21 protein-coding genes and 3 pseudogenes are annotated in these 25955 nt (G+C 69.7%); 11 read left to right on the forward strand and 13 right to left on the reverse strand.

Annotation, left to right across the window (positions count from 1 at the left end):
- Positions 1 to 65 precede the first annotated feature (65 nt).
- The 4 genes from AB0G17_RS09525 to AB0G17_RS09540 all read right to left on the reverse strand — a co-directional run bounded on the left by AB0G17_RS09525 (position 66) and on the right by AB0G17_RS09540 (position 5444).
- On the reverse strand, positions 66 to 821 hold the full coding sequence (locus tag AB0G17_RS09525; protein ID WP_361378164.1) for a dienelactone hydrolase family protein: 756 nt from the start codon (positions 819 to 821) through the stop codon (positions 66 to 68).
- Between the two features lie 176 nt (positions 822 to 997).
- Positions 998 to 1918, reverse strand: a complete 921-nt coding sequence (locus AB0G17_RS09530; protein WP_361378167.1) for a hypothetical protein — start codon at positions 1916 to 1918, stop codon at positions 998 to 1000.
- 140 nt (positions 1919 to 2058) lie between these two features.
- Complete coding sequence (gene pcaB, locus AB0G17_RS09535; RefSeq protein WP_361378170.1) at positions 2059 to 3462, reverse strand: 3-carboxy-cis,cis-muconate cycloisomerase; 1404 nt, start codon at positions 3460 to 3462, stop codon at positions 2059 to 2061.
- On the reverse strand, positions 3459 to 5444 hold the full coding sequence (locus AB0G17_RS09540; protein WP_361378173.1) for an FAD/NAD(P)-binding protein: 1986 nt from the start codon (positions 5442 to 5444) through the stop codon (positions 3459 to 3461). Before AB0G17_RS09540 ends, pcaB begins: the two co-directional genes overlap by 4 nt.
- Positions 5445 to 5777: 333 nt before the next feature.
- On the opposite strand from AB0G17_RS09540, the gene AB0G17_RS09545 reads away from it, so the two are divergent.
- Positions 5778 to 6584: a maleate cis-trans isomerase gene (locus AB0G17_RS09545; RefSeq protein ID WP_361378176.1), complete on the forward strand. Its 807-nt coding sequence runs from the start codon at positions 5778 to 5780 to the stop codon at positions 6582 to 6584.
- 54 nt (positions 6585 to 6638) lie between these two features.
- On the opposite strand, the gene AB0G17_RS09550 is transcribed toward AB0G17_RS09545, so the two are convergent.
- Positions 6639 to 7613 (reverse strand): NADP-dependent oxidoreductase, encoded by a 975-nt coding sequence (locus AB0G17_RS09550; RefSeq protein WP_361378179.1) that lies wholly within the window; start codon positions 7611 to 7613, stop codon positions 6639 to 6641.
- A 162-nt stretch (positions 7614 to 7775) separates the two neighbouring features.
- Here AB0G17_RS09550 and AB0G17_RS09555 point away from each other — a divergent pair, with 162 nt between their 5' ends.
- Positions 7776 to 8141 (forward strand): helix-turn-helix domain-containing protein, encoded by a 366-nt coding sequence (locus tag AB0G17_RS09555; protein WP_361378182.1) that lies wholly within the window; start codon positions 7776 to 7778, stop codon positions 8139 to 8141.
- Positions 8142 to 8196: 55 nt separating this feature from the next.
- On the opposite strand, the gene AB0G17_RS09560 is transcribed toward AB0G17_RS09555, so the two are convergent.
- Positions 8197 to 8580, reverse strand: a complete 384-nt coding sequence (locus tag AB0G17_RS09560; RefSeq protein WP_361378185.1) for a helix-turn-helix domain-containing protein — start codon at positions 8578 to 8580, stop codon at positions 8197 to 8199.
- Between the two features lie 62 nt (positions 8581 to 8642).
- Between AB0G17_RS09560 and AB0G17_RS09565 the strand changes: the two genes are divergently transcribed.
- Both AB0G17_RS09565 and AB0G17_RS09570 read left to right on the forward strand, forming a co-directional pair.
- The gene (locus tag AB0G17_RS09565) at positions 8643 to 9344 is read left to right on the forward strand and encodes an NAD(P)H-binding protein (protein WP_361378188.1); all 702 of its coding nucleotides are present in this window, start codon (positions 8643 to 8645) and stop codon (positions 9342 to 9344) included.
- A 46-nt stretch (positions 9345 to 9390) separates the two neighbouring features.
- Positions 9391 to 10302, forward strand: coding sequence for an alpha/beta hydrolase (locus AB0G17_RS09570; protein WP_361378191.1), 912 nt, complete (start codon positions 9391 to 9393; stop codon positions 10300 to 10302).
- 271 nt (positions 10303 to 10573) lie between these two features.
- Here AB0G17_RS09570 and AB0G17_RS09575 read toward each other — a convergent pair whose 3' ends face one another.
- A complete protein-coding gene (locus AB0G17_RS09575; RefSeq protein WP_361378194.1) occupies positions 10574 to 11575 on the reverse strand; it encodes an alpha/beta hydrolase in 1002 nt (333 codons plus the stop codon).
- A 200-nt stretch (positions 11576 to 11775) separates the two neighbouring features.
- Here AB0G17_RS09575 and AB0G17_RS09580 point away from each other — a divergent pair.
- The 5 genes and pseudogenes from AB0G17_RS09580 to AB0G17_RS09600 all read left to right on the forward strand — a co-directional run.
- Positions 11776 to 12493, forward strand: a pseudogene (locus tag AB0G17_RS09580) (transposase); the annotation flags it as partial.
- A 671-nt stretch (positions 12494 to 13164) separates the two neighbouring features.
- Positions 13165 to 14550: an FAD-dependent monooxygenase gene (locus tag AB0G17_RS09585; RefSeq protein WP_361378197.1), complete on the forward strand. Its 1386-nt coding sequence runs from the start codon at positions 13165 to 13167 to the stop codon at positions 14548 to 14550.
- Between the two features lie 47 nt (positions 14551 to 14597).
- Positions 14598 to 16508, forward strand: a complete 1911-nt coding sequence (gene shc, locus AB0G17_RS09590; protein ID WP_361378200.1) for a squalene--hopene cyclase — start codon at positions 14598 to 14600, stop codon at positions 16506 to 16508.
- Positions 16505 to 17302 (forward strand): phytoene/squalene synthase family protein, encoded by a 798-nt coding sequence (locus AB0G17_RS09595; RefSeq protein WP_361378203.1) that lies wholly within the window; start codon positions 16505 to 16507, stop codon positions 17300 to 17302. The genes shc and AB0G17_RS09595 overlap by 4 nt, the downstream gene beginning before the upstream one ends.
- Positions 17299 to 18180, forward strand: a pseudogene (locus tag AB0G17_RS09600) (alpha/beta fold hydrolase); the annotation flags it as partial. The gene AB0G17_RS09595 and the pseudogene AB0G17_RS09600, both read left to right, overlap by 4 nt.
- Before the next feature lie 446 nt (positions 18181 to 18626).
- Here the strand turns inward: AB0G17_RS09600 and AB0G17_RS09605 are convergent.
- From AB0G17_RS09605 to AB0G17_RS09615, 3 genes are all read right to left on the reverse strand, one after another.
- Positions 18627 to 18779 (reverse strand): hypothetical protein, encoded by a 153-nt coding sequence (locus AB0G17_RS09605; RefSeq protein ID WP_361378206.1) that lies wholly within the window; start codon positions 18777 to 18779, stop codon positions 18627 to 18629.
- 324 nt (positions 18780 to 19103) lie between these two features.
- Positions 19104 to 20510: a cytochrome P450 gene (locus tag AB0G17_RS09610; RefSeq protein WP_361378209.1), complete on the reverse strand. Its 1407-nt coding sequence runs from the start codon at positions 20508 to 20510 to the stop codon at positions 19104 to 19106.
- Positions 20507 to 20956, reverse strand: coding sequence for an ATP-binding cassette domain-containing protein (locus tag AB0G17_RS09615; RefSeq protein ID WP_361378899.1), 450 nt, complete (start codon positions 20954 to 20956; stop codon positions 20507 to 20509). Before AB0G17_RS09615 ends, AB0G17_RS09610 begins: the two co-directional genes overlap by 4 nt.
- A gap of 520 nt (positions 20957 to 21476) precedes the next feature.
- Here AB0G17_RS09615 and AB0G17_RS09620 point away from each other — a divergent pair.
- Together AB0G17_RS09620 and AB0G17_RS09625 are read left to right on the forward strand one after the other, a co-directional pair.
- Positions 21477 to 22399, forward strand: a pseudogene (locus AB0G17_RS09620) (IS5 family transposase).
- Positions 22341 to 22751: a hypothetical protein gene (locus AB0G17_RS09625; RefSeq protein ID WP_361378212.1), complete on the forward strand. Its 411-nt coding sequence runs from the start codon at positions 22341 to 22343 to the stop codon at positions 22749 to 22751. Before AB0G17_RS09620 ends, AB0G17_RS09625 begins: the two are co-directional and overlap by 59 nt.
- Before the next feature lie 29 nt (positions 22752 to 22780).
- Here AB0G17_RS09625 and AB0G17_RS09630 read toward each other — a convergent pair whose 3' ends face one another.
- From AB0G17_RS09630 to AB0G17_RS09640, 3 genes are all read right to left on the reverse strand, one after another.
- Entirely contained in the window at positions 22781 to 23911 is a 1131-nt protein-coding gene (locus tag AB0G17_RS09630; protein ID WP_361378215.1) for a TniQ family protein, read from the reverse strand.
- A 6-nt stretch (positions 23912 to 23917) separates the two neighbouring features.
- Positions 23918 to 24745, reverse strand: a complete 828-nt coding sequence (locus tag AB0G17_RS09635) for an AAA family ATPase (RefSeq protein WP_361378218.1) — start codon at positions 24743 to 24745, stop codon at positions 23918 to 23920.
- 240 nt (positions 24746 to 24985) lie between these two features.
- Positions 24986 to 25255 carry a hypothetical protein gene (locus AB0G17_RS09640; protein WP_361378221.1) on the reverse strand — a complete coding sequence of 90 codons (270 nt, stop codon included), beginning with the start codon at positions 25253 to 25255 and terminating at the stop codon, positions 24986 to 24988.
- Positions 25256 to 25955: the final 700 nt, after the last annotated feature.

Consider the following 25955-nt stretch of genomic DNA (forward strand, 5'->3'; position numbering starts at 1 on the left):
CCCTGGGATGCGGGCCTCTTCCTTTGTCTACCTGTGCTGTCTACGTGTGCGTACGCGCGCACACCTCAGAGCGTGCGGTTCAGCAAGGACAGCACGGCCTCCCAGTGACGGGCGTCCGCGTCGGCGTGGTAGGCGGCGGTGTCGGCCTGGGTGAAGCCGTGCTGGGCGCCCGCGTAGACCTCGGCCTCGTGGCGGACCCCGGCCGCCGTGAGGGCCTTGTTCAGGCGCTCGATCTGCTCGGCGGGCATGCCCGGGTCCTGGTCGGCGTGGCCGAAGTACAGCTCCGCGGTGATGTTCTCGGCGAGCAGGTGGGGGCTGTCGGGGGCGTCGGTCGCCATCCGGCCGCCGTGGAAGCCCGCCGCTGCCGCGACCCGCTGGGGGAAGGTTCCCGCGGTACGCAGGGCGAGGCCCGCGCCCATGCAATAGCCGGTGACGCCCACCGGCCCGTCCGTGACCAGCGGGGAGTCGGCCAGCCAGCCGAGGTAGGCCTCCGCGTCGCGCACCACCAGCTCGGGGGTGAGGGCGAAGATGAGCGGGCCGAGCGTCTCGAAGATGTCCGGGCGCTGGGACGGGTCGATGAAGTCGGGCAGCTCCATGATCGGCGCCCGCCCATTGCGGTAGAAGACGTTGGGCACGAGGACGGTGTAACCGGCCGCGGCTATGCGGTCGGCCATCGCTCGCAGATGGGGGCGGAGGCCGAAGGCGTCCATGTAGAGAAGGACCCCGGGGTGCGGGCTGTTGTCGTCGGGGTGGACCAGATAGGCGTCGGCGGTGCCGTCCTGCGTGGGGAGGTCCAGGGAAGTTCCGAGCACGGTGGTCATGACCGTCTCTCCATCTCGTTCACGTGTGGTGTGCGCAACCTCCGACACCCTGCCACAGTCCCCCGCGAACGAAGATCACTTCGCCGTCTTTCCGCCGCACTTGGTCACGTGCCCGAGCCGGCGCCCGGCGCCGGACGACGGTCGGTGAACCGCCGTCCGGGCGCCGGGAGTTGGGCTCAGGTCAGCCGGAGGACCTTGTGCATGCCCTCGGCGACGTGCGGACGCCCGGTCTTGTCGTCCGGTACGAAGCAGAGCAGCGCGTACGTACCCGCGGGCATGCCGTGGTTCTCCAGGAGCGTGGTGCGTCCGGGAGAGATCAGGCCGAGGCCCAGGGCGGGCCCGGTGACGAACGGCGGCGGGCCGTTCATGGGGCCGTTGAAGAACGACTGGATCTCGGCGTCCCTGGTGTGCGGCTTGACGGGCTGGACCTGCATCTCGTGGAGCTCGTCCGACGCGTTGTGGACCAGGATGCTGTCCTTGGCCTTGCGTACGCCGTGGACGTCGAAGCGGGGGCCGCCCGGGGTCTCGCGCGTGATCACGATGCCGTCCGGGAAGTCCGCGAGGTCGTCGGACTTCGCCTCGTGCCCGCTGTACGCGCCGTGCAGCGTGAGGGTGCGCAGGACCGGGTGCTTCTGGTCCTCCAGGAAGGCGCCGAAGTCGATGAGGACGACCTGGCCCGGGGTGATCCGCGTGGTGAAGGTCTCCGAGACGGCCGGGGTGACTTGGGCGCCGCCGAACCACTCCGCGTCGTCGCGGGCCGCCGAGATGCCCTGGGCGCCGGCCGGGGTCCTGCTGACGGCCTTGGTGAGGTCGGCGATCACCTTCTTGACCGTGACGCCCTTGTGCGGGCGGAACGCCTGGACGAAGCGGCCCTTCGCGTCGTTGGTCCTGACGTGGAAGGCGACCAGTCCGGCCGCCGCCTTGTCCGGGGCGTGGATGCCAAAGGCGCCGATCTCGATCGGTACGGCCTGGCGGCCGTGCTCCCCGCGGTCGCCGTGGCCCGGGGCGGCGGCGGTGGCCACGCCTCCGAAAGCGGTGGCGAGGGCGAGGGCGGCGGCCGCCGCCCTGGCTCCGTTGCGCAGCAGTGCGGTACGCATGAATCTCCTGTCGTCGCGTGCCCCCCCGACACAGGGCAGCACCTTCCAAGCTGATGGGGCGTCAGCCACGCAGACGGCAGGTCCGATCGGGGTATCACGAAACATGCGGGTGCCCCGGGACGAGACGGCGGCCCGCGCGCTCAGCGCGGTTCGCGCAGCGCCCGGTCGACCAGGGCCGCCGCCCCGCCGGTGTACCGGGCCGGGTCGCACAGCTCGGCCAGCTCCCCGGCGGTGAAGTGGCCGCGCAGTTCCGCGGACTCGGCGAGCACGTCTGCGAGCGGGCGGCCGGAGCGCTGCGCGGCGTGCGAGGCCCGGGTGAGCGCCTGCTTGGCCTCGGCCTTGCCGAGCCGCGGGGCCAGGACGGCGGCGATGCGCTCGGAGACAATCTGCCCGCCGGTCAGCGCCAGGTTCCCGGCCATCCGCTCCGGCCGCACGTCGAGCCCCTCGGCCAGTTCGACCAGGGTGTGGGTGGCGCCGCCGGTCAGCCGCAGGCACTCGCGCAGCAGCTGCCACTCGGCGTGCCAGGCCCCGGCGGACCGCTCGTCCTCGGAGAGCATGCACTGGGTGACACCCGCGGCCAGGACGGGCACCTGGAGCGCCGCGCTGCGCAGCAGCGTCGCCAGGACGGGGTTGCGCTTGTGCGGCATGGCCGAGGAGCTGCCGCGCCCGGTGACCGCGGGTTCCGCGACCTCCCCGACCTCGGTGCGGGTCAGCGACTGCACGTCCACCGCGATCTTGCCGAGGGCGGCGGCCGTGAAGGCGAGGGCGGCCGCGAGGTCCGCGATGGGCGTACGCAGGGTGTGCCAGGGCAGTTCGGCCGTGGCGAGCCCGGTCTCCTGGGCGAACGCGTCGGTGAGCCGTGCCACGTACTCGCCCGGGTCCGGTGTGCCCTCGCCGTCGAGCCGCGCGTACTCCAGATATCCGGCGAGCGTTCCCGCCGCCCCGCCCAGGGAGACGGGCAGCCCGCCGTCCAGGACGCGCTCCAGGCGCACGTCGGCGTCGAGCAGCAGTCTGCGCCAGCCCGCCGCCTTCAGCCCGAACGTGGTGGGGACGGCATGCAGGGCCAGGGTGCGGCCCGCCATGGCGGTGTCGCGGTGCCGCCGGGCGAGAGCGGCCAGGGCGTCGGCGGACCTGGCGAGGTCGGCGCGCATCAGGCGCAGCGCGCGCTGGGCGACGAGCATCGCGCCGGTGTCGAAGATGTCCTGGCTGGTGGAGCCGCGATGCACGAAGTCGGCGGCCGCCGGGTCCACGGCGGCGACGCGTCGGCTGAGCGCCCGCACCAGGCCCACGACCGGGTTGGCGGTCTCCCGCGCGGCCAGCGCCAGCTCCCTCAGGTCGAGGTGCTCGGCGCGGGCCTGAGCGCCGATGAGGTCGGCGACCCGCCGCGGCAGGGTGCCGAGCCGGGCCTGCGCCCGGGCGAGGGCGGCCTCGGCGTCGAGCATCCCCTGGAGCCACGCCAGGTCTCCGACGGCCTCCTCGACGGGCGTGCCGGCGCGCACCGGCGAGAGCAGGCCGGAGTCGAGCAGGCTGTCGGGGCCGGTCATACCAGTGCTCCTTGCAGACGGTCAAAGGCGGCGACCGGCGCCGTGGGGCGGGGCGCGAGGGCCAGCACGGCGCGGGCGATGGCGTCGGAGTCGGCCAGGGTCACCGAGTCCACCCCCGGGCGGATCCCGGCCGCGGTCACCCAGTGCACGGCCTCCGTGGGCACACCGTAGGCGAACCGGCGCGGGTGCGCCCGGCCCCTGGCGTCGCGGACGCGGTAGGGGCGCTCGGCGACGGCGAGGCCGCCGGTCTCGTACCCGGCGCCGCCCGCGACGGGCACACGGTGGTTCACCGCCTGGCCGGTGGCGACAAGGTGCTGGAGCAGCGGGTCGGCGGCGCGCCGCAGATCCGCCTCGGGCAGCCGCGCCTCGATCAGTACGTGGGCGCGCAGCGGCCGCCCGGGCACGGCCCGGGACTGGGCGACGAACGCGGGGTTGACCGTGTCGATGCGGATCTCGGTCCGTGGGCCGGTGAGTTCGAGGACGCCCGCCTCGATGAGCGCGATCATCTCCTCGATGCGGGAGGCGGGCGGGCCGATGGAGAGGAAGGCGTTCAACGGCGTGTACCAGCGGTCGAGTTCGTCGCGGTGCGAGTCGCCGTGCAGACCGCTGTGGTCGACCGCGAGCCGGATCTCGTTGCGCAGGTCGCGCAGGACGTCGAGGGCGGACTTGAGCGGGCCGCTGAGGTTGCCGTACCTGGCCTCGCGCACGTCGTCGCGCAGGTACGCGAGCAGCCAGTCGCGGAAGGCGGTCCGGTCGCCGAACTCCTGGTCCGCGTACGGACGCGACAGCCGCTCCCAGCTCCAGCGCTCCGCCCGGGGTATCTCGGCCGCGTCGAGCAGCGCTCTCTGCTCCTCGGCGCTCTCGCACGCCAAGAAGCCGTCGACCAGGCCCGTGCGTTCGGCGTCGCGGCCGTGCGCGGTGAGCCACGTGCCGTAGTAGACGCTCTCCACCTCGCGGGTGATCAGTGGCCACAACTCGTCGCGCAGGCCGATCCGTTCGCCGTCGTCGGCCCGTTTGCGCAGGGTTTCGACGTGCTCGGGGGTGAGCAGGCGTGGGTAGTAGCGCTCCGAGGCGCCCTTCTCGTTCTCGCCGCGCGCGTGGTACGGGATGCCGCGCCGGGACGTGGCGTACATGACCGGCTCCTGCCCCGACGGCCGGTACTCCAGACGGCCGTCGACGCGCGCGAAGGAGCCGCCGCGTCCCTGGGTGAGCAGGGTCATGTGGTCGAAGAAGTTGAGGCCCAGGCCGCGCAGCAGGACCGGCTCGCCCGCCTCGACGACGCTCAGGTCGAGGTCCGCGGGGTTGGCGGGCTGGAGGTAGCGCAGGCCGTGGACCCGGGCGAGGCTGGCGGTCCGCTCCTCGTGGGCGGTCGGCCGCACCGGGACGTGGCCCTGGGCGAGGACGACGGCGTCCAGTCCGCTGAGCCAGGTGCCGTCGGCAAGGCCGACGGCCTGCTCGCCGTCGGCCTCGCCGTGGCTGTCGGTGAGGGCGACGGCGCGCGAGCGGTGCACCTCGATCGTGAGGTGCGCGGGGGCGCGCCGGACCACCTGCTGGAACATCGCGGAGAGGTAGCTGCCGTAGAAGGCGCGGGTGGGGTAGGTGTTCGGCCCCAGGTCGCGGGCCTCGGCGAGCGTCTGCTCGTCGTGAGCGGTGTGCCCGTCGTGAGCGGTGTGCCCGTCGGACGCGGCGAGCTCCCTGGCCCACTCCTCCAGGGTGGGGCCCGGCTCGATGGGCCCCTCGATGCGCGAGCCGGCGTCGGTGTGCACCGTGATCTGGGACGCCACCGTGTTCATCAGCAGCAGCCGGGACTGGTCGGTGCGCCACACCGCACCGGCACCGGGCTCGTTCGGCTCGACCACGTGGACGGTCACCGCGGAGTGCGTCGGCTGCGCCCGCTCGTTGGCGCACAGTCGCTCCAGCACCGAGAGACCGCGCGGTCCGGCGCCGACGATGCACAGCGTCCTGGAAACGCCACTCCTCATACCCACACTCTCCTTCTTCCGGACCGGGGGGCGGTAAGGATCGACTTCCGGTGGAACCAGGTGGTTCGCCGCCGATTGCCGTTCCTCACAGCGGGACGATAGCCATGGTGAGGTCTTTCGAAGCAAGAGAGACCGGTCAACTGCGGCATGGTGCACAGGCGTTGGTCGCGCGCCGCTCAACTCGCCGGAGAGGGAGGACCCGCAGGTCACAGGGGTCGTGTCGGCGCACCCGGATGGCGTCGGCATGTCGCGCGGGCGACCGCGAGCCCGCACGATGGACAAGCGGAGTCAGACAGTCCGCACACCGGCGGTCCGCGTGGAGGTGCGAGAGCGATGTGGCGACCTGATGGCTGGGACGTACGGGTGCGCGTCGGCGTGCTCACCCCTCACGCCGATGTGGGGCCCGAGTCGGAGTTCCGCGCCATGGCGCCGCCCGACGTGGGCGTGCACGCCGCCCGGGTACCCTTCGGCGGTATGCGCCACGGCGGCGCCATGGACCCCACGATCCCGCTCGCGCCCGTGCGGGCCTTCGCCGAGCCGCCGTACGTCGACGAGGCCGCGGCCGAGCTGGCCACCGCGCCCCTGGCGGCCATCGCCTACGCGTTCACCAGCTCCGCGTACGTCATCGGCGCGGACGGCGAGGCGGCGATGCTCGCCCGTCTGACGGGCCGCGCCCACGGTCTGCCGGTGGTCGCCACGTGCGCCTCGACGGTGGAGGCCCTGCACACCGTGGGCGCCACCCGGATCTGCCTGGTCGATCCGCCGTGGTTCGACACCGCGCTCAACGACCTCGGCCGGGCCTACTACGAGGCCGCCGGATTCGAGGTACGTTTCTCCGCACCCTGCGACCTCCCCAGCGGGCAGGCCCTCATCCGGCCGGACGAGCTGCACGACTGGGTGGCCGCTCACGTCCCCGACGAGGCGGAGGCCGTCGTCGTGGGAGGCAACGGTTTCCGGGCCGTGGGGATGGTGGAGAACCTCGAAGTCACCCTGGGGCGGCCCGTACTGACGGCCAATCAGGTGCTGCTGTGGGCGGTGCTCCGTGCCGCCCGGAGCGACACCGCCGCGATCACCGGGTACGGCCGGCTGTTCACGCTGGACGCCCCGCCCCCGGCCGCGACCGGGGGCGGGGCGCACTGACGCTGCCGCCCGGGCGGCCCGCCCGGAGCCGGGCCGCCGCTCAGTGCCTCGGCGTCACTCGGCCACCCGCAGGACGATCTTGCCCCGGGTACGGCCCGAGGCCTGCTGCTTGTGGGCCTCCGCGGCCTGCTCCAGCGGCAGCACCGCCGCCACCTCGACCTTGATCGCTCCGGCGTCGATCAGACCGGCCAGGGCGGTCAGGGCCGCACCGTCCGGCTCCACCAGGTACGGCCGGGCCCGCACACCGGCCGCCGCGGCCTTCTCGGCGAGCTCGCCCGACACGCCGGAGGGGACGGCGATGAGCAGGCCTCCGGGGCGCAGCACGGTGAGTGAGCGCGTGCTGGTGCTGTCGATCTCGTCACCGACGAGGTCGACGACCACGTCGACGCCGGACAGCTCGTCCTCGAAGCGGGTGGCGGTGTAGTCGACGACCTCGTCGGCGCCGAGCTCCCGCAGCCAGGCGTGCTTGCCTGCGCTGGCGGTGGCGATGACGTGGGCCCCGAGGTGCTTGGCGATCTGAACGGCGAAGTGGCCGACGCCACCCGCCGCGGCGTGGATGAGCACGCGCTGACCGGGGCGCACGTCGGCGGTGTCCACCAGGATCTGCCAGGCGGTGAGCGCGGCGAGCGGGACGGCCGCGGCCTCGTCGAGGTTCAGGGAGGCGGGCTTGCGGGCGAACTGCCGGGCGGGAGCGGTGACGTATTCGGCGTAGCCGCCGGCCGCGCGGGGGAACCAGGGCATGCCGTACACCTCGTCGCCCACCTCCAGGGTGTGGACACCGAAGCCGACCTCTTCGACCACGCCGGCGACGTCCCAGCCGAGGACGAACGGCGGCTCCCCGAGGACGCCTGCCATGCCGTGGCCGTCGCGCGTCTTCACGTCGACCGGGTTGACTCCGGCGGAGACGACCCGCACCAGGACCTCCGTCGGCAGTGGCGCGGGGCGCGGCAGCTCGGTCACCCGGAGGACTTCGGGGCCGCCGAAGGCGGACTGGGTGACGGCGCGCATCGTGGGGGTGGTGTGTGACATGCGTGACTCCTCGGAGGCGGGGCGGCTGCGCCCGCGCGGTGAACGATGCGCCAAAGCTATGGGAGGGGTAGTAGTAACCTGCAAGGGCACCTACTATCTTTTGGATAGTGTCGACTTTGGATCGTACCGACTCGATCGCGCTCCCGCGCGGAGGAAACCCCCATGAGCAGGACCTGCGACACCGGCAGTCACGACAAGCACGACGTCTACGCGGCCCTGTGCCCCTGCCGGAACGTGCTGGAACTCCTGGCCAACAAGTGGAGCGCGCTCGCGATAGGCGCCATGGAGGACGGTCCCGTACGGTTCGGAGCGCTGCAGCGCGTACTCCAGGGTGTCAGCCCCAAGGTCCTCACCCAGACCCTGCGCCGTCTGGAGGAGGCCGGACTTGTCTCCCGCACGGTCTACCCCGCCGTCCCCCCGCACGTCGAGTACGCCCTCACCGACCTGGGCCACAGCGCCGCCGAGCCGCTGGCGCACATGCGCGACTGGGCGGAGCGGAACGTGGACCTGCTCTACGCCGGAGAGTGAAACCCCGCCGCCGGGGCGACGAGGCTGACCCTGCGAGGTGCCCCGGTGAGCCCCGTCACCGGCTCGTGTAGTGCTCCCGGGCCTGCGTCACCTCACCCAAGTGGGTCCGGGACCATTCGCAGGTGGCGTTGAGGGGCTCGATCAACGAGCGGCCGAGCGGGGTGAGTTCGTACTCGACGCGGGGCGGGTTCTCGTCGTACGCGGTACGGGTGAGGAAGCCGTCGCGCTGCATCGCGCGCAGGGTCTCGGTGAGCACCTTCGGAGTGATCCAGTGCAGCGGCACCCGCAGTTCGGAGAACCTGCGCGGGCCGTCCTCCAGGCAGCGCAGGACCACACCGGTCCACTTGTCGCCGACGCGGAAGGGCACCAGGCCACCGGCGCAGTCGGGACGGTCGAAGAGGTCGGCGGGCAGGGGCGCGGAGGTGGGACGGTCGATCATGGGGCCGACGTTAGCCCAGTACCTTTGCGGTAACCAGGGGTGTCCGTCCTAGCGTTCCCCTCATGACAACGACGAACGCGAATCCCGCGCACTCCGTGAATCCCGCCGGCTCAGCCAACTCCCCCAAGCGCATCGCCGTGTTCGGCGCGGGCGGCAAGGTGGGCCGGGCCGTGGTGGCCGAGGCGGTGGCACGTGGCCACGCCGTGACGGCGGTCGTGCGCGACCCCGCGAAGTACCCCGACCTCGGCTCCGACGCCGTGACCGTCGTACGCGGCGACGCCACCGACGCCGCCTCGGTCGCCGCCGCCGCGGCCGGTCACGACGCGGCCGTCAACGCCTCGGTGCGCCTCGACGTGCCGTCCGAGGAGTATTTCGTCGCCGCCGCCCAGGCCATGGCCGGCGGTCTCGCGAAGGCCGGGGTGGGCCGGCTCGTGGTGCTGGGCATCGCCACCACGCTGGAGACGGCTCCGGGTGTACGCGTCATGGACGCACCGGAGTTCCCGGAGCAGTACCGGGTGTTCTCGCAGGGGCACGTGGCCGAGTTCGCGACGCTGAGCGCGGCGGGGCCCGAGCTCGACTGGCTGATGGTGGTGCCGCCGCTCGACCTGGACGCCGAGGGCCCGCGCACCGGCCGGTACCGCACGGCGGTCGGCACGGTCCTCGACGGTCCGGGGCACATCTCGCACCCCGACCTGGCGCTCGCCGTGCTCGACGAGATCGACGAGCCGGGGCACGCCCGGGTGCAGCTGGCGGTTGCGGACTGAGGGAACTGCCTTGCCGTGCTCGTCGCCGGGCCGTGAGGATGGGGTCATGCCCATGTTCACGGCTCCCGACGGGACCCAACTCACCTACCACGTGCGCGGCGAGGGCGAGCCGCTGCTGTGTGTGCCGGGTGGGCCGATGCGTGCCTCCGCCTACCTCGGGGATCTCGGCGGCCTTGCGGCCCGGCGCCGGCTGATCCTGCTCGATCTGCGCGGGACCGGCGCCTCGGGCGTCCCCGTCGACCCGGCCACGTACCGCTGCGACCGGCAGGTGGCGGACGTCGAAGCCCTCCGCGACCAACTGGGGCTGGAGCGCGTCGACCTGCTCGCGCACTCGGCGGGCGGCGACCTCGCCCTGCTGTACGCGTCCCGGCATCCCCGGCGCGTCCGCACGCTCACCCTGGTCACCGCCCGCGCGCGTGCCCTCGGTGTCGACTTCACCGAGGAGCACCGCCGGGAGGCGGCGGCCCTGCGCGCGGCCGAGCCGTGGTTCACAGACGCGTACGCCGCGTACGAACGGATCTGGGCCGGATCCGACGCCGACGCCGACTGGGACGCCGTCGCCCCGTTCTTCTACGGCCGCTGGGACGCGGCGGCGCGGGCGCACTCCGCGACCGACGTGGAGCAGACCAACGCCGAGGCGGCGGAGGTGTACGCGTCGTCCGGCGCGTTCTCACCCACCGCCGCCCGCGCCGTGATGGAGACACTGGACGCGCCGGTCCTGCTGCTCGCGGGGGAGCTCGACAGCGGTCCGCTGCCCCGTGTCGCGGCCGGGATCGCCGACCTCTTCCCGAAGGCGGAACTCACCGTTCAGCCGGGCTCGGGCCACTACCCCTGGCTCGACGACCCGCTCGGTTTCACGCGGACGGTGTCGGCGTTCCTCGAAGCGGGTGGGTCTTGGCCCGACGCGTTCACCGGGCAAGTCCGGATCTTGATGTCGGAGCGCAGAAGTGCTCCCTGAGCTGTGATGATCCGACTTGTCGAAGATCAAAGCACCGCAGCCGGGAGCACTTGCCACGTGAACTCCACAACGCCTCGTTCGAGGCTGTCTCATGCGCTCGGGGTTTGACGGGGCCGGGACGCTGGGCACTTGTTGGTCCAGAACCTTGGAGGGCTCCGTGCCACGCAGCTATCCGCCTGAGTTCCGTCACGAGGTTCCTCGACCTCGTTGCTACGGGACGCCTGGCCGGCACGTTGTCCATCCCGCGACCGACTACCGCCGGAGGAGACCGTCAGTTGGTGGCGAGAAGGTGCTCCAGCCAGTTGCGGCGTGCCGCGACAGCGGCCTTGCTGATCCGCGCCTCGGGGGCTTTCCGGTCGAAACCGTGGATTCCGCCGGGCCACACGTGCAGCTCGGCTTCGCCGCCGGCCTGCCAGATCCGGTCGGCGTAAGCGAGGATCTCATCGCGCAGGCACTCGGCGGAGCCGACGTCGAGGAATGTGGGCGGCAGGCCGGCCAGGTCGGTGGCGCGGGCAGGCGCAGCGTACTGCGGCGCGTCAGCTCCGCCCTGGACGTCGCCGAGCAGCGAGCTCCAGGCGAACCCGTTGCGGCTGCGGTCGAAGAGTTCGACGTCGTCCATCTGCAGGGCCGAGGCGCTGTCGTTGCTGTCGTCGAGCAGCGGGGCAATCAGCAGCTGGCCGAGCAGGCGGGGACCGCCCTTGTCGCGCACGGTCAAAGCGAGCGCGGCGCTGAGGGCGCCGCCGGCGCTGAAGCCCGTGACGACGATGCGCTCCGAGTCGATGCCGAGCTCGTCCGCGTGGTCGGCGACCCACAGTAGACCGGCGTAAGCGTCGTTGATCTGGGCGGGGTAGGGGTGCTCGGGCGCGAGCCGGTAGCCGACCGAGATCAGCGTGGCCCCGAACCGCTCGGCCGTCTCGAGTATCTGGTCGAGCCCGGTGCGGTGATCGCCACCGTAGAAGCCGCCGCCGTGTATGGAGTAGAGCGCCGGCCGCGATGCGGGCGCGCCGGAGGGCGTGCACACCAGCAGCGGGATCTCGGGGGCGCCGTCCAGGCCGGGCACCGAAGGCTGGAAGACGGTGAAGCGCCCGCCATGGCTGAGGTCCTCGAGCGCCGCCACTGCGGCGTCGGCCTCCGCGCGGATCACCGACAGCTTCTCGAGGCTCATCGGCGCCAAGTCCGGTTCCTCCGCCAGGTAGGCGTCATAAGCGACCTGAAGTTCGGCATCGAGAGGAACGGGAACGGCGGGCACGGTCTTTCCAGGTTCAAGATCCATGCGCGCACGCTAGCGCCCCTGCTCCTTTCGCATCATCCGGTTTTCAACACCTTGCCGATCGCGCAGCAAGGCCGGGCGGATCAGCGGCGTGGGTCAGGCGTGAGCGTGCTCGATCTCGACCAGTCTCACCGAGCAAGTCCGGATGTTGATGCCGGAACGCAGAAGTGTGCCCTGAGCTGCGATGATCCGACTTGTCGAGGATCAAAGCGCCGCAGCCGGGAGCAGTTTCACGTGAGCCCCCTACAACGTCTCGTTCGAGACTGTCCGTAACGTCCGACGGGCGAGGTGTCGTCTCGCATGCCGGGGCCCGGCTGCTGGCCGATCTGGCGGAGGTGACCGCGCTGAGCAGTGCCTTCGGTGACGCGCTGGCCGGAGGACGACAGCGCACCGGCGGCCACGATCCGGGACAGGTGATCACGGACATGGCGGTGATGCTCGCCGATGGCGGCGAGACCATCTCGGATCTCGCCGTGCTGCGGGACCAGGCCGAGCTGTTCGGGCCGGCGGCCCCCCGGCCACGGCATGGCGGGTGCTGAACCGAATCGACGAGGCGGCCCTGGGCCGGATGCGGGCGGCCAGAGCTGCGGCCCCGCGATCGCCTGGGCGCAGCATGCCGACACCCGTGAGAAGTTCCCGCAGGCCAAAGCCGCTGGTCGGGTGATACCGGGGCTGGCGGTGGACATCGACGCCCGCCACCGCGCCCACGCCCGCGTCGCGGACCGCATCCGGTGCAGCAAGGACACGGGGTTCGGCCGCTTCCCGTCGCGCCAGGTGAACATCGACGCCGCCTGGCTGGAACTCGCCCTGGCCGGCATCGACCTCATCGCCTGGACCCAGATCCTGCTCCTTGACGGCGAACTGGCCAAGGCCGAGCCCAAGCGACTGCGCTACCGACTGTTGCACACCGCCGCTCGCATCCCCGCGGCTGCACACGGCCCTGGCTGCGATCGCCGAACTGTGACCTTCAGCCATAGGTGGCCAGAGGTGTCAGGAAGTCCGCTGGTGAGCGGTTGGTGCTCAACGGTGGTTGGCCATTTTCCTCAGAGATAGTTGGCCACTGCGGTCTCGAGTTCGTCGCGGAGGTGGGCGAGGCGTGCTGCCTGAGGTGCGTCCAGGTCCGTCCCCATTGCTTTGATCCCTTTGCCGGAGCCGAGGGCAGCATGGTGCGGAGGGCGTCCCGACGAGCGGTTGTGTTCATGGTGAGAAGGGTGGGCTACCCGAAACGCTTCGCTAGCCCGCCCCCCTTTTGAGTGGGATCACTGGACCTCGCGGTACACCGGCGATCACCGCGCGTTAGGCCGAGCACCTCATCCCACAAGAACGGGAGAATCCGATGCGGGTCCGCTCGATCGTCACCGCCCTGCTCCTAGCCAGCGCAACCGTCATTCCCTTGTCCAGCCCCAGCGCCGCAGCAACCAGCCCGTCAGTCGATCCGTGCCGGGAGGGGTCGATGATCACCGGAGGGCAGGGGTTCTATACCTGTACCCAAGGCCGATACGTCTACCGGGACTGCGGACCCGGCACCCGTCCCCAGCAGATCGGCCAGGACATCGTCATTTGCGATTACGTCTGACTGCGTTTGACGAATCATGAACACGAGCCGTGCGTTGGTGCTGGGAGGCGGGCTGGCAGGCGTGCTCGCAGCACACCTGCTGGCAGACCACTTCAGCGAGGTGCTGGTCATCGAGCGCGACACACCGGCGGTGGGGCCGGTCAACCGCAAAGGCATTCCCCAAGGGCGGCACGCACACGTGCTGAACGCTGGAGGCGCACGCGTGCTCGACACGCTTCTACCGGGCGTTGTTGATGATCTGGTCGAGGCAGGCGCGCACCGGCTCGGGTTGCCCGACAGACTGGTCTGCCACACCAGCGCCGGCTGGATGCGCCGATTTCCGCACCACCTGTCCATGGTCGCGTCGTCACGACCGCTGCTCGACTGGACGGTCCTGTCACGGGTGATGGCAGCGGGAAAGGTACAGGTGCACAACGGCCACGAGGTGGTCGGCTTGATCGGTGACCAGAGCGGTGTTCGCGGTGTCCGGGTCCGGATCCGGACGAGCGGTCGTGACGCCGTGATCGAGGCCGACGCGGTCGTGGACGCCACCGGTCGTGGTTCGCACACCACGGATTTCCTGAAAGAGCTGGGGTTCGGTCCGATCCAGACCCAGACCGTCGACTCCGGCACGGTGTACAGCACTCGGGTGTACCAGGCGCCGGAGGGTGCCGAGGAGTTCCCGATGGTCACCATCCAGGGGCAGCCTCGATCGGGGAGGCCGGGCATGGGAGCGCTCGTGCTGCCGGTGGAGGGCGGCCGGTGGATGGTCACCTTGAGCGGGACACGGGGTGCCGAGCCTCCCACCGATCCAGAGGGGTTCGCGGCCTTCGCGCGGGCATTGCCCGATCCTGCTGTCACCCGTCTCATCGACGCGGGCGAGGCGCTGACGGCACCACGGGGATTTCGGGCGACGGCCAACGTGCGGCACCGGTTCGACCGGGCGCGGCGTTGGCCCGCGGGTTTCGTGGCGGTGGGTGACGCGGTGGCCCGGTTCAACCCGGTCTACGGACACGGTATGTCGGCGGCGATCCGCTCGGTCGCCATCCTGGGCACCTGCCTGCGGCGCCACGGCCTCGACTGGAACGGTGCGCGCAAGGCGCAACGGGCGATCGGGCGGGCGTTCGAGCAGCCCTGGCTGGTGGCGACGGCGCAAGACGTGCTTTACCCGAACGTGGTCGGTGCCCGGCGTCCCCGGACGGCCAAGGCGTGGGTGTGGTTCTTCGACCGGCTTACCCACGTGGCCAGTGGTGACCCGGTCGTGTTGAACGCGCTGTTGGACGCGTACTCGCTTTCACGTTCGTTCGCTGTCCTGTGTGCGCCTCGGGTGCTGTTCGCGGTGGCCCGCGGTCCGGTGCGGCCCGCGTTGGAGGACGCGCCGTTCTCCAACGCGGAACTCCGCATCCTGCACGCAAGGTCCTGACCACTTTCGCAACGTCCTGATCCTTTCGATGCCATGGAGGAGGCGTGATGGAGAAGCTGTTCGAGACCGTGTCACCGACACGTGTCGTAGCTCGGGCCACGCTCACCCGAGCGTGCGATCATCTGCTCGGGCTACAGTCACCAGAAGGCTGGTGGAAGGGCGAGTTCCAAACCAACGTGACCATGGACGCCGAGGACTTGCTGTTACGCGAGTTCCTTGGCATCAGAACCCCCGAGGAGACAGAGGCGTCGGCACGGTGGATCCGCTCCCAGCAACGGCCCGACGGGACGTGGTCGACCTTCCACGAGGGACCACCCGACCTGTCCACCACGGTGGAGGCATACCTCGCGTTGCGGCTAGCAGGAGATCCCGCCGGCGCGCCGCACATGACCGCGGCCGCCGGTTACGTGCGGGATGCCGGGGGGGTCGAGGAATCCCGCTTCTTCACCAGATTCCTGCTGACGTTGTTCGGACTGGGGTCCTGGGACGACCTGCCCGTGCTGCCGCCGGAGCTCATCTGGCTGCCCGCGTGGTTCCCGCTCAACATCTACGACTGGGCCAGCTGGGCACGGTCGACCATCGTGCCCCTGACGGTAGTCGGATCACGACGCCCCTGCCATCGGCTGCCGTTCGACCTCGCGGAACTTCATCGCGGTACACGGCAGCACCGTCCCCGTTCCGTGTTCAGCTGGGTTGGGTTCTTCGAGGCACTGGACCGGGCGTTGCGTCGATATGACCGCCGTCCGCTCGCCCGCCTGCGCAAGGCCTCGGTGGCACGGTGCATCGACTGGATTCTGGCCCGGCAGAACCGGGACGGGTCCTGGGCAGGGCTTCAGCCGCCGACGTTCTACTCGATGATCGCCCTGCGGCTGCTGGGACAGGGGCTCGACCACCCCGCGATCCAATCGGGGGTGCGGGGGCTGAACGCCTTCACGATCTGGGAGAGCACCCCGGACGGCCCGGTACGTCGAGTGGAGGCATGTCAGTCGCCAGTCTGGGACACCGTGCTGGCCACCGTGGCGCTGGCCGACGCTGGCCTGGCTCCTGATCATCCGGCCCTGCTGAAGGCGGCCGACTGGGTGCTCGGCAAACAGATCCTGGGCCCCGGTGACTGGCAAGTGAGGAGGCCCCACGTCGAGCCGGGCGGGTGGGCGTTTGAGTTCGACAACGATCCGTATCCGGACATGGACGACACCGCCACCGCCGTGATCGCGCTGCACAGAGTGCACCAACGCCCGGAGAGTCAGCAGCGAGTCGAGCAGGCGATCGGATCGGCGATCAGCTGGTTGACCGGCATGCAGTCGCGCAACGGAGGCTGGGGGGCGTTCGACGCCGACAACACCCAGGAGCTCTGCTACCGAATCCCCGCTTTCGACTTCGGCTCGGTGATCGACCCGCCGTCCGCCGACGTCACTGCACATGTCCTTGAAGCGCTCTGCTGTGTAGGTCACGCAGAGACGCCCTCAGTGCGCCGTGGTGTGTCCTGGCTGCTGAACGAACAGAAACCGGACGGGTCGTGGTCTGGAATCTGGGGTGTTAACCACCTCTACGGCACATGTGCCGCGGTGGTAGCCCTCGTAGCCGCGGGGTTCACCCCCGATGCGCCACCTGTTCGGCGAGCGGTTGAGTGGTTCGAGGCCCACCAGGCTGAGGACGGCGGATGGGGCGAGGATCCCCGCTCCTACGTGGACCCGAGCTGGGTGGGGCGGGGTACCTCCACCGCCTCGCAGACAGCGTGGGCGCTCATGGGCATGCTCGCGGCGGCACCCGATTCACCGGCCGTGGACCGCGGCGTTCGCTGGCTGGTCGAGCGGCAGCGACCGGACGGCACCTGGGACGAGCCGCAGTTCACCGGCACGGGCTTCCCTGGAGACTTCTACATGAACTACCACCTGTACCGACTGAACTACCCGATCACTGCCCTCGGGCGGTACCTGACAGCGCGAGGAGACCGGTGATCACCAACGCCGGGCAGATTCTGGCGGACACCAGCCATACCTTCTTCCCTCCGATCAGCCGACTCCCCGACGGGCCGCGCGAAGCCATCTCGGCCGCGTACCTCAGCATGCGCGCGATCGACCAGATCGAGGATCACCAGGCCCTGAGCCCGCAGGAGAAAGTAGAGCTGTTGCACGGCATCAGCCTGCTCCTGCAAGGCCCGTTCACCTCAGCGGATGTCCGGGGGCTCTTTGCCGACCACGCCCACGCGCTGGAGGAAGTGACCCTGCGCCTCCACGAGTGGGGCGCCCTCGCGCCACATGACATCGCGCCCCGCGTCTGCGAGACCACCGCCACCATGGCCGCACGGATGGCGCACTGGGCTGCAACGCGGTGGGAGATCCTGACCGAGACTGATCTGGACCGGTACACGTTCAGCGTCGCAGGCGCCGTGGGCCTGCTCTGCTCCGATCTGTACGGATGGTTCGACGGCACCACGACACATCGCGAGCACGCCGTCGGCTTTGGTCGTGGTCTGCAGGCCGTCAACCTCCTACGCAACCGAGCCGAAGACCTCGCGCGGGGCGTCGACTTCCTGCCCACCGGGTGGGGCACTGCCGACCTGGACCAGTATGCGCGCCGCAACCTGCCCATGGGCGCGCTCTACGTCGGTGCCCTCCCCGCAGGCGCCGTCCGCGACTCCTGTGAGATCCCGCTCGATCTCGCCCACGCGACACTGGACGCCCTGCTGCGCGGGGAACCGAAACTCACCCGCACCGCCGTGCTGGCCATCGCGCAACGTGGAAACTCTTGAGCAGGATCACCAAGCGCTGGGTGCGCACGGGCGGGGTCGAGCTGTGCGTCGCCGAACTCGGAGACCCGACCCGGCCGACCGTGCTGCTCCTGCACGGCTATCCGGACACCAAGGAAGTCTGGTCGGCAGTAGCAACTCGACTCGCGGAACGCTTTCACGTGGTGCTCTACGACGTTCGGGGACATGGCCGGTCCACCGCTCCGGCACCGTTGCGCGGCGGCTTCACACTGTCGAAGCTGACTGAGGACTTCCTGGCGGTGGTGGACGCGGTCAGCCCTGATCGGCCCGTGCACCTGGTCGGACATGACTGGGGATCCGTGCAGTCGTGGGAGTTCGTGACCGTGGCCCGGACACGGGGCAGGATCGCCTCGTTCACCTCGATCGCCGGCCCTTCACTGGATCACGTGGGCCACTGGATCAAGCAGCGGGTGTACAGACCGACCCCACGGGCAGTCGGCCAACTGCTCGGCCAGGCCGCCCGGTCCTGGTACATGTTTGGATTGCACGTCCCACGGCTGCCGGAGCTAGCGTGGCGCGGGCCGTTGGGTAAGCGCTGGCCCCAAGTCCTGCGCAGCCTGGAAAAGACACATGACGACACGTATCCGTTGGCCATCGCGACCAGGGGCGCGATCCACGGCATCTGGCTCTACCGGGACAATGTGCGGGCACGCCTGGCCAGGCCCCGTACAGACGCACGCGTGTCGGCGGCCGTGCAATTGATCATCCCGACTTTCGATGTGTATCTGTCGCAACGGCTGTACGACGAACTCGACCAGTGGGTGCCTCGACTGACACAGCGCTGGCTGCCGGCGAAGCACTGGGTGCCTCTCGGGTGCCCTGACCGGCTGGCTGTCTGGATCGACGAATTCGTCACGACACAACTCGCGAACTCCGCAGATCAGGAGATGTGACAGGAGCCCCGGCAGTCGCACCGGAGCATCGCGAGGCCCGCGAAGCCGACCCGGAACTGATTCGGCGAGTATTCCAGCTGACGGATGTGACCGCCAAGCGCGGGGACTGAGCCCGCGAGGACTCAGCTCCCGCGCACTTCTCAGTCCGCACGCTGCAACCCGGGATTCCCCTCGCCACGGCAACGGGGTCCTCACTCTGGGAACACCGCAAACCTGCAGGTCAGCGAATTCCGCGGGTACCCCCACGTCGAAGAGAACGATCCTCCGGGTTCAGGTCATTGTCTGGACCGTCATCGGCTCCGGCAGTGGCTGCCCCAGTCCCAGGCGATCACGGTTTCTGCGACCGTGTGCAGTTTGATGTTGGTGTGCTGGGAGACCTCGCGCAGTACTTCGAACCCGGCCGCCAGCGGTAATCAGCGGGTCGCAACAAGGACGCCGATGGCCTGGTCGACCGTCGCGTGGGAGTCGACCGCATGCCGCAGCTGGGCGTTCTCCTGCTCGAGACGGGCCACCGTGGCGTCATGCGTTCCGTCAGGCGCGGTCCGCTGCTCGCGGAAGGTCGTCATGCCGGGGGCTCCATATGGGGGCGGGCTTTCCCGTACGCCTGCCCCCAACCCGAACAGCAAGACTCCCTCAGCACGGCGCGAAGATCACATGCGATGCGGGAGGGGCCCCTCACCGACCAGCCGACGGCGAAGAGCCCGAGAGACTGCCTCCCCAACCCCTGCCTTGCCGAGTCTCACCCTCCCACCCCCACTCACACCCGCTCCGTACAGCCACGGCCCCATCAGCCTGTCTGCCGCCTCGGGCCGCGCCCCACAGTCGAAGCGCGAGAAGCTCGCCGCAGACAAGCAGCGTGGTATGCGAACCGGGAGTGGTGAGGGAGGACGCTAGAGGTCTGCCTCTGCTGGTCGCCGTGCGCTGGCGCGCATGCGAAGTCCGTGGGGTCGAAAGGACGTGGCGGCGACGGGCCGGACGGTGCTGCCGGGGAGCAGCTGAAGGTCCCACTGTCTGGTGATGGAGGCGAGGGCGAGGATTGCTTCGACCGTGCCGAGTTCGTCGCCGATGCATTTGCGGGCGCCTGCGCCGAAGGGGATGAAGGCGTGGCGTGCTGTGCTTTTTGCCGCTGTGGGGGCCCATCGGTCGGGGTTGAAGCAGTTGGGGTCTGGATACAGGTCGCTGCGGCGGTGGATGAGGTAGGGGCTGTAGAGGATGACCGTGCCGGCCGGAATGGCGTAGCCGCCGAGTTCGGTGTCGCGGGTCGCGGCCCGGGTGAACATCCAGCCTGCTGGGTAGAGCCGCAGGACTTCGGAGACGACCGAGCTGGTGAATGCCAGTTGGGGAATGTGCTCCATGCCGGGGCGAACTCCGGGGGCCAGGACTTCGTCGATCTCCGCGTGAAGACGTTCTTTGAGCTCGGGGTGGCGGTCCAGCATGTAAAGGGACCATGCCAGGGTGCTTCCAACGGCCTCTGCTCCGGCCACGATGAAGGCGACGACCTGGTTGGGGATCCCGGCCTTCTCCACCTGCCGCAGGAGGGTCTCGTCGGCCGACTCGTAGGCCGCCAGCAGCACGGTGAGCAGATCTTCCTGACCGGTCCTTGTGGTGCGCGGCCTGTCGGTGATGACTTTGACGGTATTGCGGAACCGCGCGAGGGCCTCGCTGTAGCGGCGGTTGAAAGGAAGGGGTGCCCGGGAGAGCAGCGGGGGGCTGAGCATGCACCGGTACAGTCCGTCCACGATGGTGGCGAGGTCGGCCACGGTCCGCTGCAGTTCGGGGGGCGAGAGCACACTGCCGAACATGGTCTCGATGGAGATCATGACGCCGAAACGAAGGCTCTCCTCTGTCACGTCGATGACCTGCCCGGCCTCCCAGGAGTTCACGGTCGCGGAGATCGGCCCGGACATGATCCTGGCGTAGTCGGTGAACCGGCTGCGGTGGAAGGCGGGTTGCATCATGCGGCGCTGCGCGCGGTGCTGGTCGTGCCGGCAGGTGCCGATGCTGATGCCGAAGACCTCGGTGGCCCGGTCGTGGATAGGCCCGGCCTTGTCGAAGGTGCGGTCATCGAGCAGAACCTGACGGGTCAGCTCCGGGTCGCACACCACGATGACCTTCTGCCGGCCGAGACGGATCTCGACCAGGTCTCCACGGGCGGTGAGCTCCTCGAGGAAGCCGTGGGGGTCGCGCAGCATCCGCAGAACGTGACCTGCCAGTGGCAAGCCTCCGCCCGCTTTCGGAATCAGGGCCGAGTTCCCCGTCACGGCGGCGTATCCAACTGGGTCACGCTGTGTCGTCACGCTTGTCGTGCTCCTTGCCTTGCAGCCGCTGTGTGATCTGGTCGAGGGAGCCCCAGCAGTCGGCGCTTCGCCCGTAGTAGTCCAGGCCGCACTCCAGTTGCTGCTGCAGGAACGCGACTCCCCGCGGGCATCGGACCCTCGCGGGTGGTGACTGCCCGATGCGGACTCTCAAGCCCATAAGCCGCCCGGAAGGACTGCAGATGCTGCTCGACCGAGGACGCGCTGTGCAGCACCGTGTCTTGCGGGCAGGTCCCCATGACGCCCCGACGCTCCACCGTCCCTGCATCCGGGGCCAAGTCACCCGCCAGAATGCGAAGCAAGGCGCTTTTGCCCGCGCCGTTCTGGCCCACGATGCCCACCAGCTGCCCCGAGTACAGATCCAGCGAAACCCCACGCAGGACCGGACCTCTTCGATAGCGCTTGTGCACGTCCCGGACACAAAGCACCGGCCGATTCGACGTCCCGACCTGGCCGACCAGATGCAACGCTCACGGCCAGCGATCAGCCATCCACGCCACGAAAACGCAGCGAGCTCCACCTAAGCCACTTCTCCGATCGGCTGGCGCCAGTCAACGTGATCAATAACGACCCTGAGCGACGTAGGTGACGGGCGGTGCCTTGCTCTGTCGAGGCCACAGTCGACTGACCCCGCCTCTTCCGCCGAGGAGCGGGGCGTCCTGCGGGACGGAATCGCGACGTGAGACGCACGTCACACGGATGCGTCACGTGACCGCCGATTCAAGGCCGCCGCGCCCTTTGCGGTCGCCGTGAAGCGAGTTGTGACTCGCAGCGATAGTTGGCCAAAGGCGGTGGCAAGACCGCTGGTGACCGGGCTGCGCTCAAAGACAGATGGCCATTTTGCTCAGTGGATGTTCTGCGAGGTTCAGTGGTTCTCGTAGTGCTTGAAGGTTGGTTGTCCGGTTCGGGGGCTTTTCCGTCGACCGGGAACGCGGTGCGCTGGTGGGCGTGAAGGTACGTGAGCCGTACCCGAGTGACCTGTCGGATGAAGCGTGGGAGCTGATCCGGCCGGTCATTACCGTCTGGAAGGCGAGGCATGCCTCGGTCAGCGGGCACGAGGGCCAGTACGCGATGCGGGAGATCGTCAACGCGCTGCTGTACCAGGCCCGGACCGGCTGCCAGTGGCGCTACCTGCCCCATGATCTACCGCCGAAGAGCGCGGTGTACTACTACTTCGGCACGTGGCGCGACGACGGGACCGCCGAGACGATCCACGACCTGTTGCGCTGGCAGGCCCGGGAGATGCGCAAACGGGACGCGGATCCCACGGCCGTGGTGCTGGACTCGCAGACCGTGCGGGCCTCGGTGAACGCGCCGAAGGAGCGACCGGGCTGGATCCGGGCAAGAAGAGTCCGGGCCGCAAAAGAGGGATCGCCACCGACGTGATCGGCCTGGTCATCGCCGTGCTCGTGGTCGCCGCCGGCGTGCACGACAACGCGATCGGCATCGCCCTGCTGGACAAGGTCGCCGCGAGCGCGCCGACGGTGACGAAGGCGTGGGTGGACGCGGGCTTCAAGGAGGCAGTCGTGGAGCACGGCACTCGCCTCGGCATCGACGTGGAGATCGTCCAACGCGAGCCCGGGGCACGCGGATTCACCCCGCAACCGAAACGCTGGGTGGTCGAGCAGACTCTCGGCACCCTCATGCTCCACCGGCGCCTCGTGCGTGACTACGAGACGCGCCCGGCCAGCTCGGTCGCATGGCTCCACTGGTCCATGATCGACGTCATGCTCCGCCGTCTCACTCGCACCGCCACCCCGACCTGGCGCGACCCGCCGCCCCCACCACGCCGGAGCACCGGTGCAGCACTTCTTGGACAAGATCGAGACCCGGCAGAAACTGGTCCGCGAGACCGCCGGGCACCTGCGTGAGCAGGTCGCCGAGCTCAGCGAGCAGCTCGCCACCGCCGAACTGACCCTGGAACGCCTGCAGACCACCCGCGAGACCTTGCTGGAACTGGCCGCTGAGGACAACGCCGAGCCGCCCGAGCCGCTGCCACCCGGGTACCGCGAGGTCCTCGCTGCCTTCGTGAAGGCCGGGCACGGGCTCCGCGCGAAGGAGATCTGCGAGATTCTGGGCATCGGCACAGACCCTCGGCACACCGAGAGCATCCGCGCCAAGCTGAAACGCCTGGTCGACCGCGACATCCTCGCCGAGCCCGAACCCGGCCTGTTCACCCTCGTCCAGCAGTCACCGGCCACCCCAGACACCGGCTCAGCCTGAAACTCGGCGAAACCCCGCAGAACGCCCACTCAGAGATCGTTGGCCACTGCGGCCGCGACGTCGTCTCGGAACTGCGTGGAGGCGTGCTTCTTGAGGTGGATCCAGGTGCGACCCCACTGCTTGGACGACTTTGCTGGTGCGGAGGGCAGCATGGTGCGCAGAGCGTCCTGGAATGCCGGTCGTTCCAGAGCGAGCAGCCCGGCGGTTCCTTCCAGGAGGATGACGGTAGCGACGGCAGAGCGGGGTGGGGCGTCCCACCTCAGTCTTTCCACGTGGTCTCCTCTCTCGCCGGCCCGTCGTTTCAGCTGGTCGATGTGCTGTTCGAGTGCGTCCGACAGCCCTGTGGGCGTGAAGCGCCTGCCTTGTGGCCAGGTGGCCTGGAGGAAGGCCGACATGACGCGTAGCCCGGTGAAGTGGCGGGTGGCTTGGAGGGGGTCGGCGGCTTGCTCAAGTAGGTCGGTGATCCGGTTCTGCAGACGCCATTGCGAGGGGGTGATCTCGGGCTGAGGGGGCTGCGCGGCCGTGGAGTCGAGGCGGGCTCCGCAGAACAGACGGGCCGGAGTGAGCCCTGTTTCTCGGTTGCGGCATTGAGCCGGGTGCAGACCGCCGTGGGGGGACGGCGGCAGGAGTCTGCTGCTGGCCTGGTCGAAAGCGTGTGCTGATCGTTGGCAGCGCGGGCAGCCGTCCCGAAGGAAGGTCTGATGCTCATGACAGATGAAGATCACTGGCAGGCGCCATCGGATCTTCCAGGGACCGCCGTGTCGTTGCTGGATCACTGAGCCGTCTCCGGCGAGGCAGTGTGGGCAGTACCGCGTGAAACTGGTGAACACCCAAAGGTCGTAGGGGAAGAACCGGTTGGGTCGGGGGTGCAGGGACGTGGCGATCGGTGGGTATCGCTCGGTATCGGGCGCTAGGGTGAGACGCGCGGCTTCGACGGGCGTGAGCTGTGTGGTCTGGGCGAACGCCGTGAGGCGTTCGCCCAGGCCCAGCAGGAGCCGGCCCGAGGTGTAGGAGGATGCGGGCGTCTGGAGGCCGGTTCGTGCGAACAGCATGGTGGGCGAGAGGTCCAGGCGGTGGGCCAGCCTCAGGATGAGGCCGGGCAGTCCTTCCCCGGGAAGCGGAGCCAGGGCTCGCGGCAGCGGTTCGGGAAGCCGTGACACGGCTGGTCACCGGTCCGCGGCGGCTGCGGGGCCGCGGTCGTCGAGGGCGGTGTTCCGGGCGGCTTTGCGTCGCGTTCTCGGGGTGGAGGATCCGGGGATGGAAGGGATCTCCCCGGCTTGTGGGTCGCGGTCGGGGTCGTCGAGGCTGAGGATGATCTCGTCGAGCAGATCCTCGTCGAGGGTCTCCTTGCCGCTGTCCATGGCTTCTTGGCAGCCGTCCTCGATGAGGCGTTCGAGGAGTCCCACGACGCCGTCGGTGCGGCGTAAGAGGTATTCGGGCATGGTGCCGGAGGTGAGGGCACCCGGCTCTGCCTTGAGTAACCGCAGGCTGTCTTCCAGGCCGGCCAGGTGATCGTGGAAGGCGGCGATCTGATCGGGAGCGGTGTAGCGGAAGCGGTCGAGTTCGACCAGGTCGAAGCGGCGTTCGGTCTGCGTGGCCTCCAGGCCATGGACGCGCCCGTGCGAGGAAGGCGGCATCACCCACTGGCGCGTCGTGGCGTCCCAGTGCCCATGCCGCAGGAGCCCCGAGCCGAGGATGTCGACGCCCACCAGGACGAGCGTGACGTTCATACTCATCAGGGCCCGGATCAGGTCCACCGTGTCCTGGTCGTCGGCCCGGTGCATGCGCAGGCGGGTGATGTCGTCGAGGATCAGTGCCTGGGTGCCGTGATCGTCCAACGAGTCGGCGACCTGCCGGATCAGCTGCGGCAGGGTCAGCCGTCGGTTCTCGGCACCGAAGAAGTTGAGGATCGCCGGGCAGGCGCCCTTCGGCTTGGCGGTAACGGGCGTTTGGACATAGGCGACGGGAGCATGCAGGTCCCGGGCGCCGTCCACGGTGTTCGGGTTGAGGTGATCGGCAGGGCCAGCCAGGCGTCCTCGAAGGCGGCGGCGACCTCGCAGACCGTCTCCGTCTTGCCCTGGTAACCCCAGCCCGTGACCATCACTCCGGCCCGGGTCGACGGCCGCGTCTTGAGCGCGTTGTTGCGCAGGCGGCGGTTGACCAGGCGGGACACCTTCAACGACATGGGCGTCTCCTGCAGTGGCAGGTGGATGTGGGTCGCGGTGCGGTGCAAGTCATAACACCCAGGTCGCGATCAGGTGTTCCATCTGGGACATCGACAACACCGCGTCGGCCTGCGGGTCGGCGCCGCGGTCGGCGACGTCCGCCCCGGTGAAGCCCGGCAGGTGCTCCAACAGCAAGCTGTTGATCGCGGAAAATACCCGCTCGACGGCGAACTTGTCCGTGGGCCGCAGGGTGCGGGCGGGAAGGATGTTGCAGCCCAGAGTCCGTTCCGCTTCCACGATGTGGTGGTTCTTGTAGGGGCTGCCGTGATCGGTGGTCACCGTCTCCGGGGCGAAGAACGGCAGGGCCGCAACCCGGTGCCCGGCGAACTGGGCGACCAGCGCGGCCGGGATGCCGGTAGGGCCATTCCATGTCCGCGTCCCAGCCCTCGCGCATCGGCAGCATCATGTCCCGCAGCAGCATCGCGATGTCCACCGACGTGTCCGACACCAGCGTCAGCCGGAAGGCCACGATGGAGTGTGTGAACAGGTCCAGGGCGAGCGTGAGCATCACGGACACCGGATCGCCGAAGACCGCTTCGCGCACCTTCACCGGCAACGGCGTGGTGTTCAGGGCAACCACCTGGCCGGGACGGTGTACCACCACCCGTTGGGAAGCGTCCTGGGCTGCGTCCGCGGAACGGGCACACCGCTGTCGGCTCCCGCCCGGTCCGAACCACTCCTTCCAGACCGTCCGCAGGGTGTTGTAGCAAGGCACCTTCTCAGGCGGGAAGTTGGGGAAGGTCTCGCGGACGTACTGGTGGAGCAGGCGGTGCCTGGCCTGCATACTGACCCGGGAACGCTGCAGGCACTCCCTTCTCACCGCGAAGATTGCTTCCCGGATCTCCTCGGTGATGCTCGGGTGTCCGCTGCTCCTCCTGGCCCAGCGGCCGTCCGCGCAGCCCGCCACAATGTCGTCGACGCTGCCGGCGCCCAGCCGGCGCAGGGTGCGCTCGCTCATGCGGTCCAGTCCCAGCATGGC

The organism is Streptomyces sp. NPDC023838 (genome assembly GCF_040639555.1).
Taxonomy (GTDB): domain Bacteria; phylum Actinomycetota; class Actinomycetes; order Streptomycetales; family Streptomycetaceae; genus Streptomyces.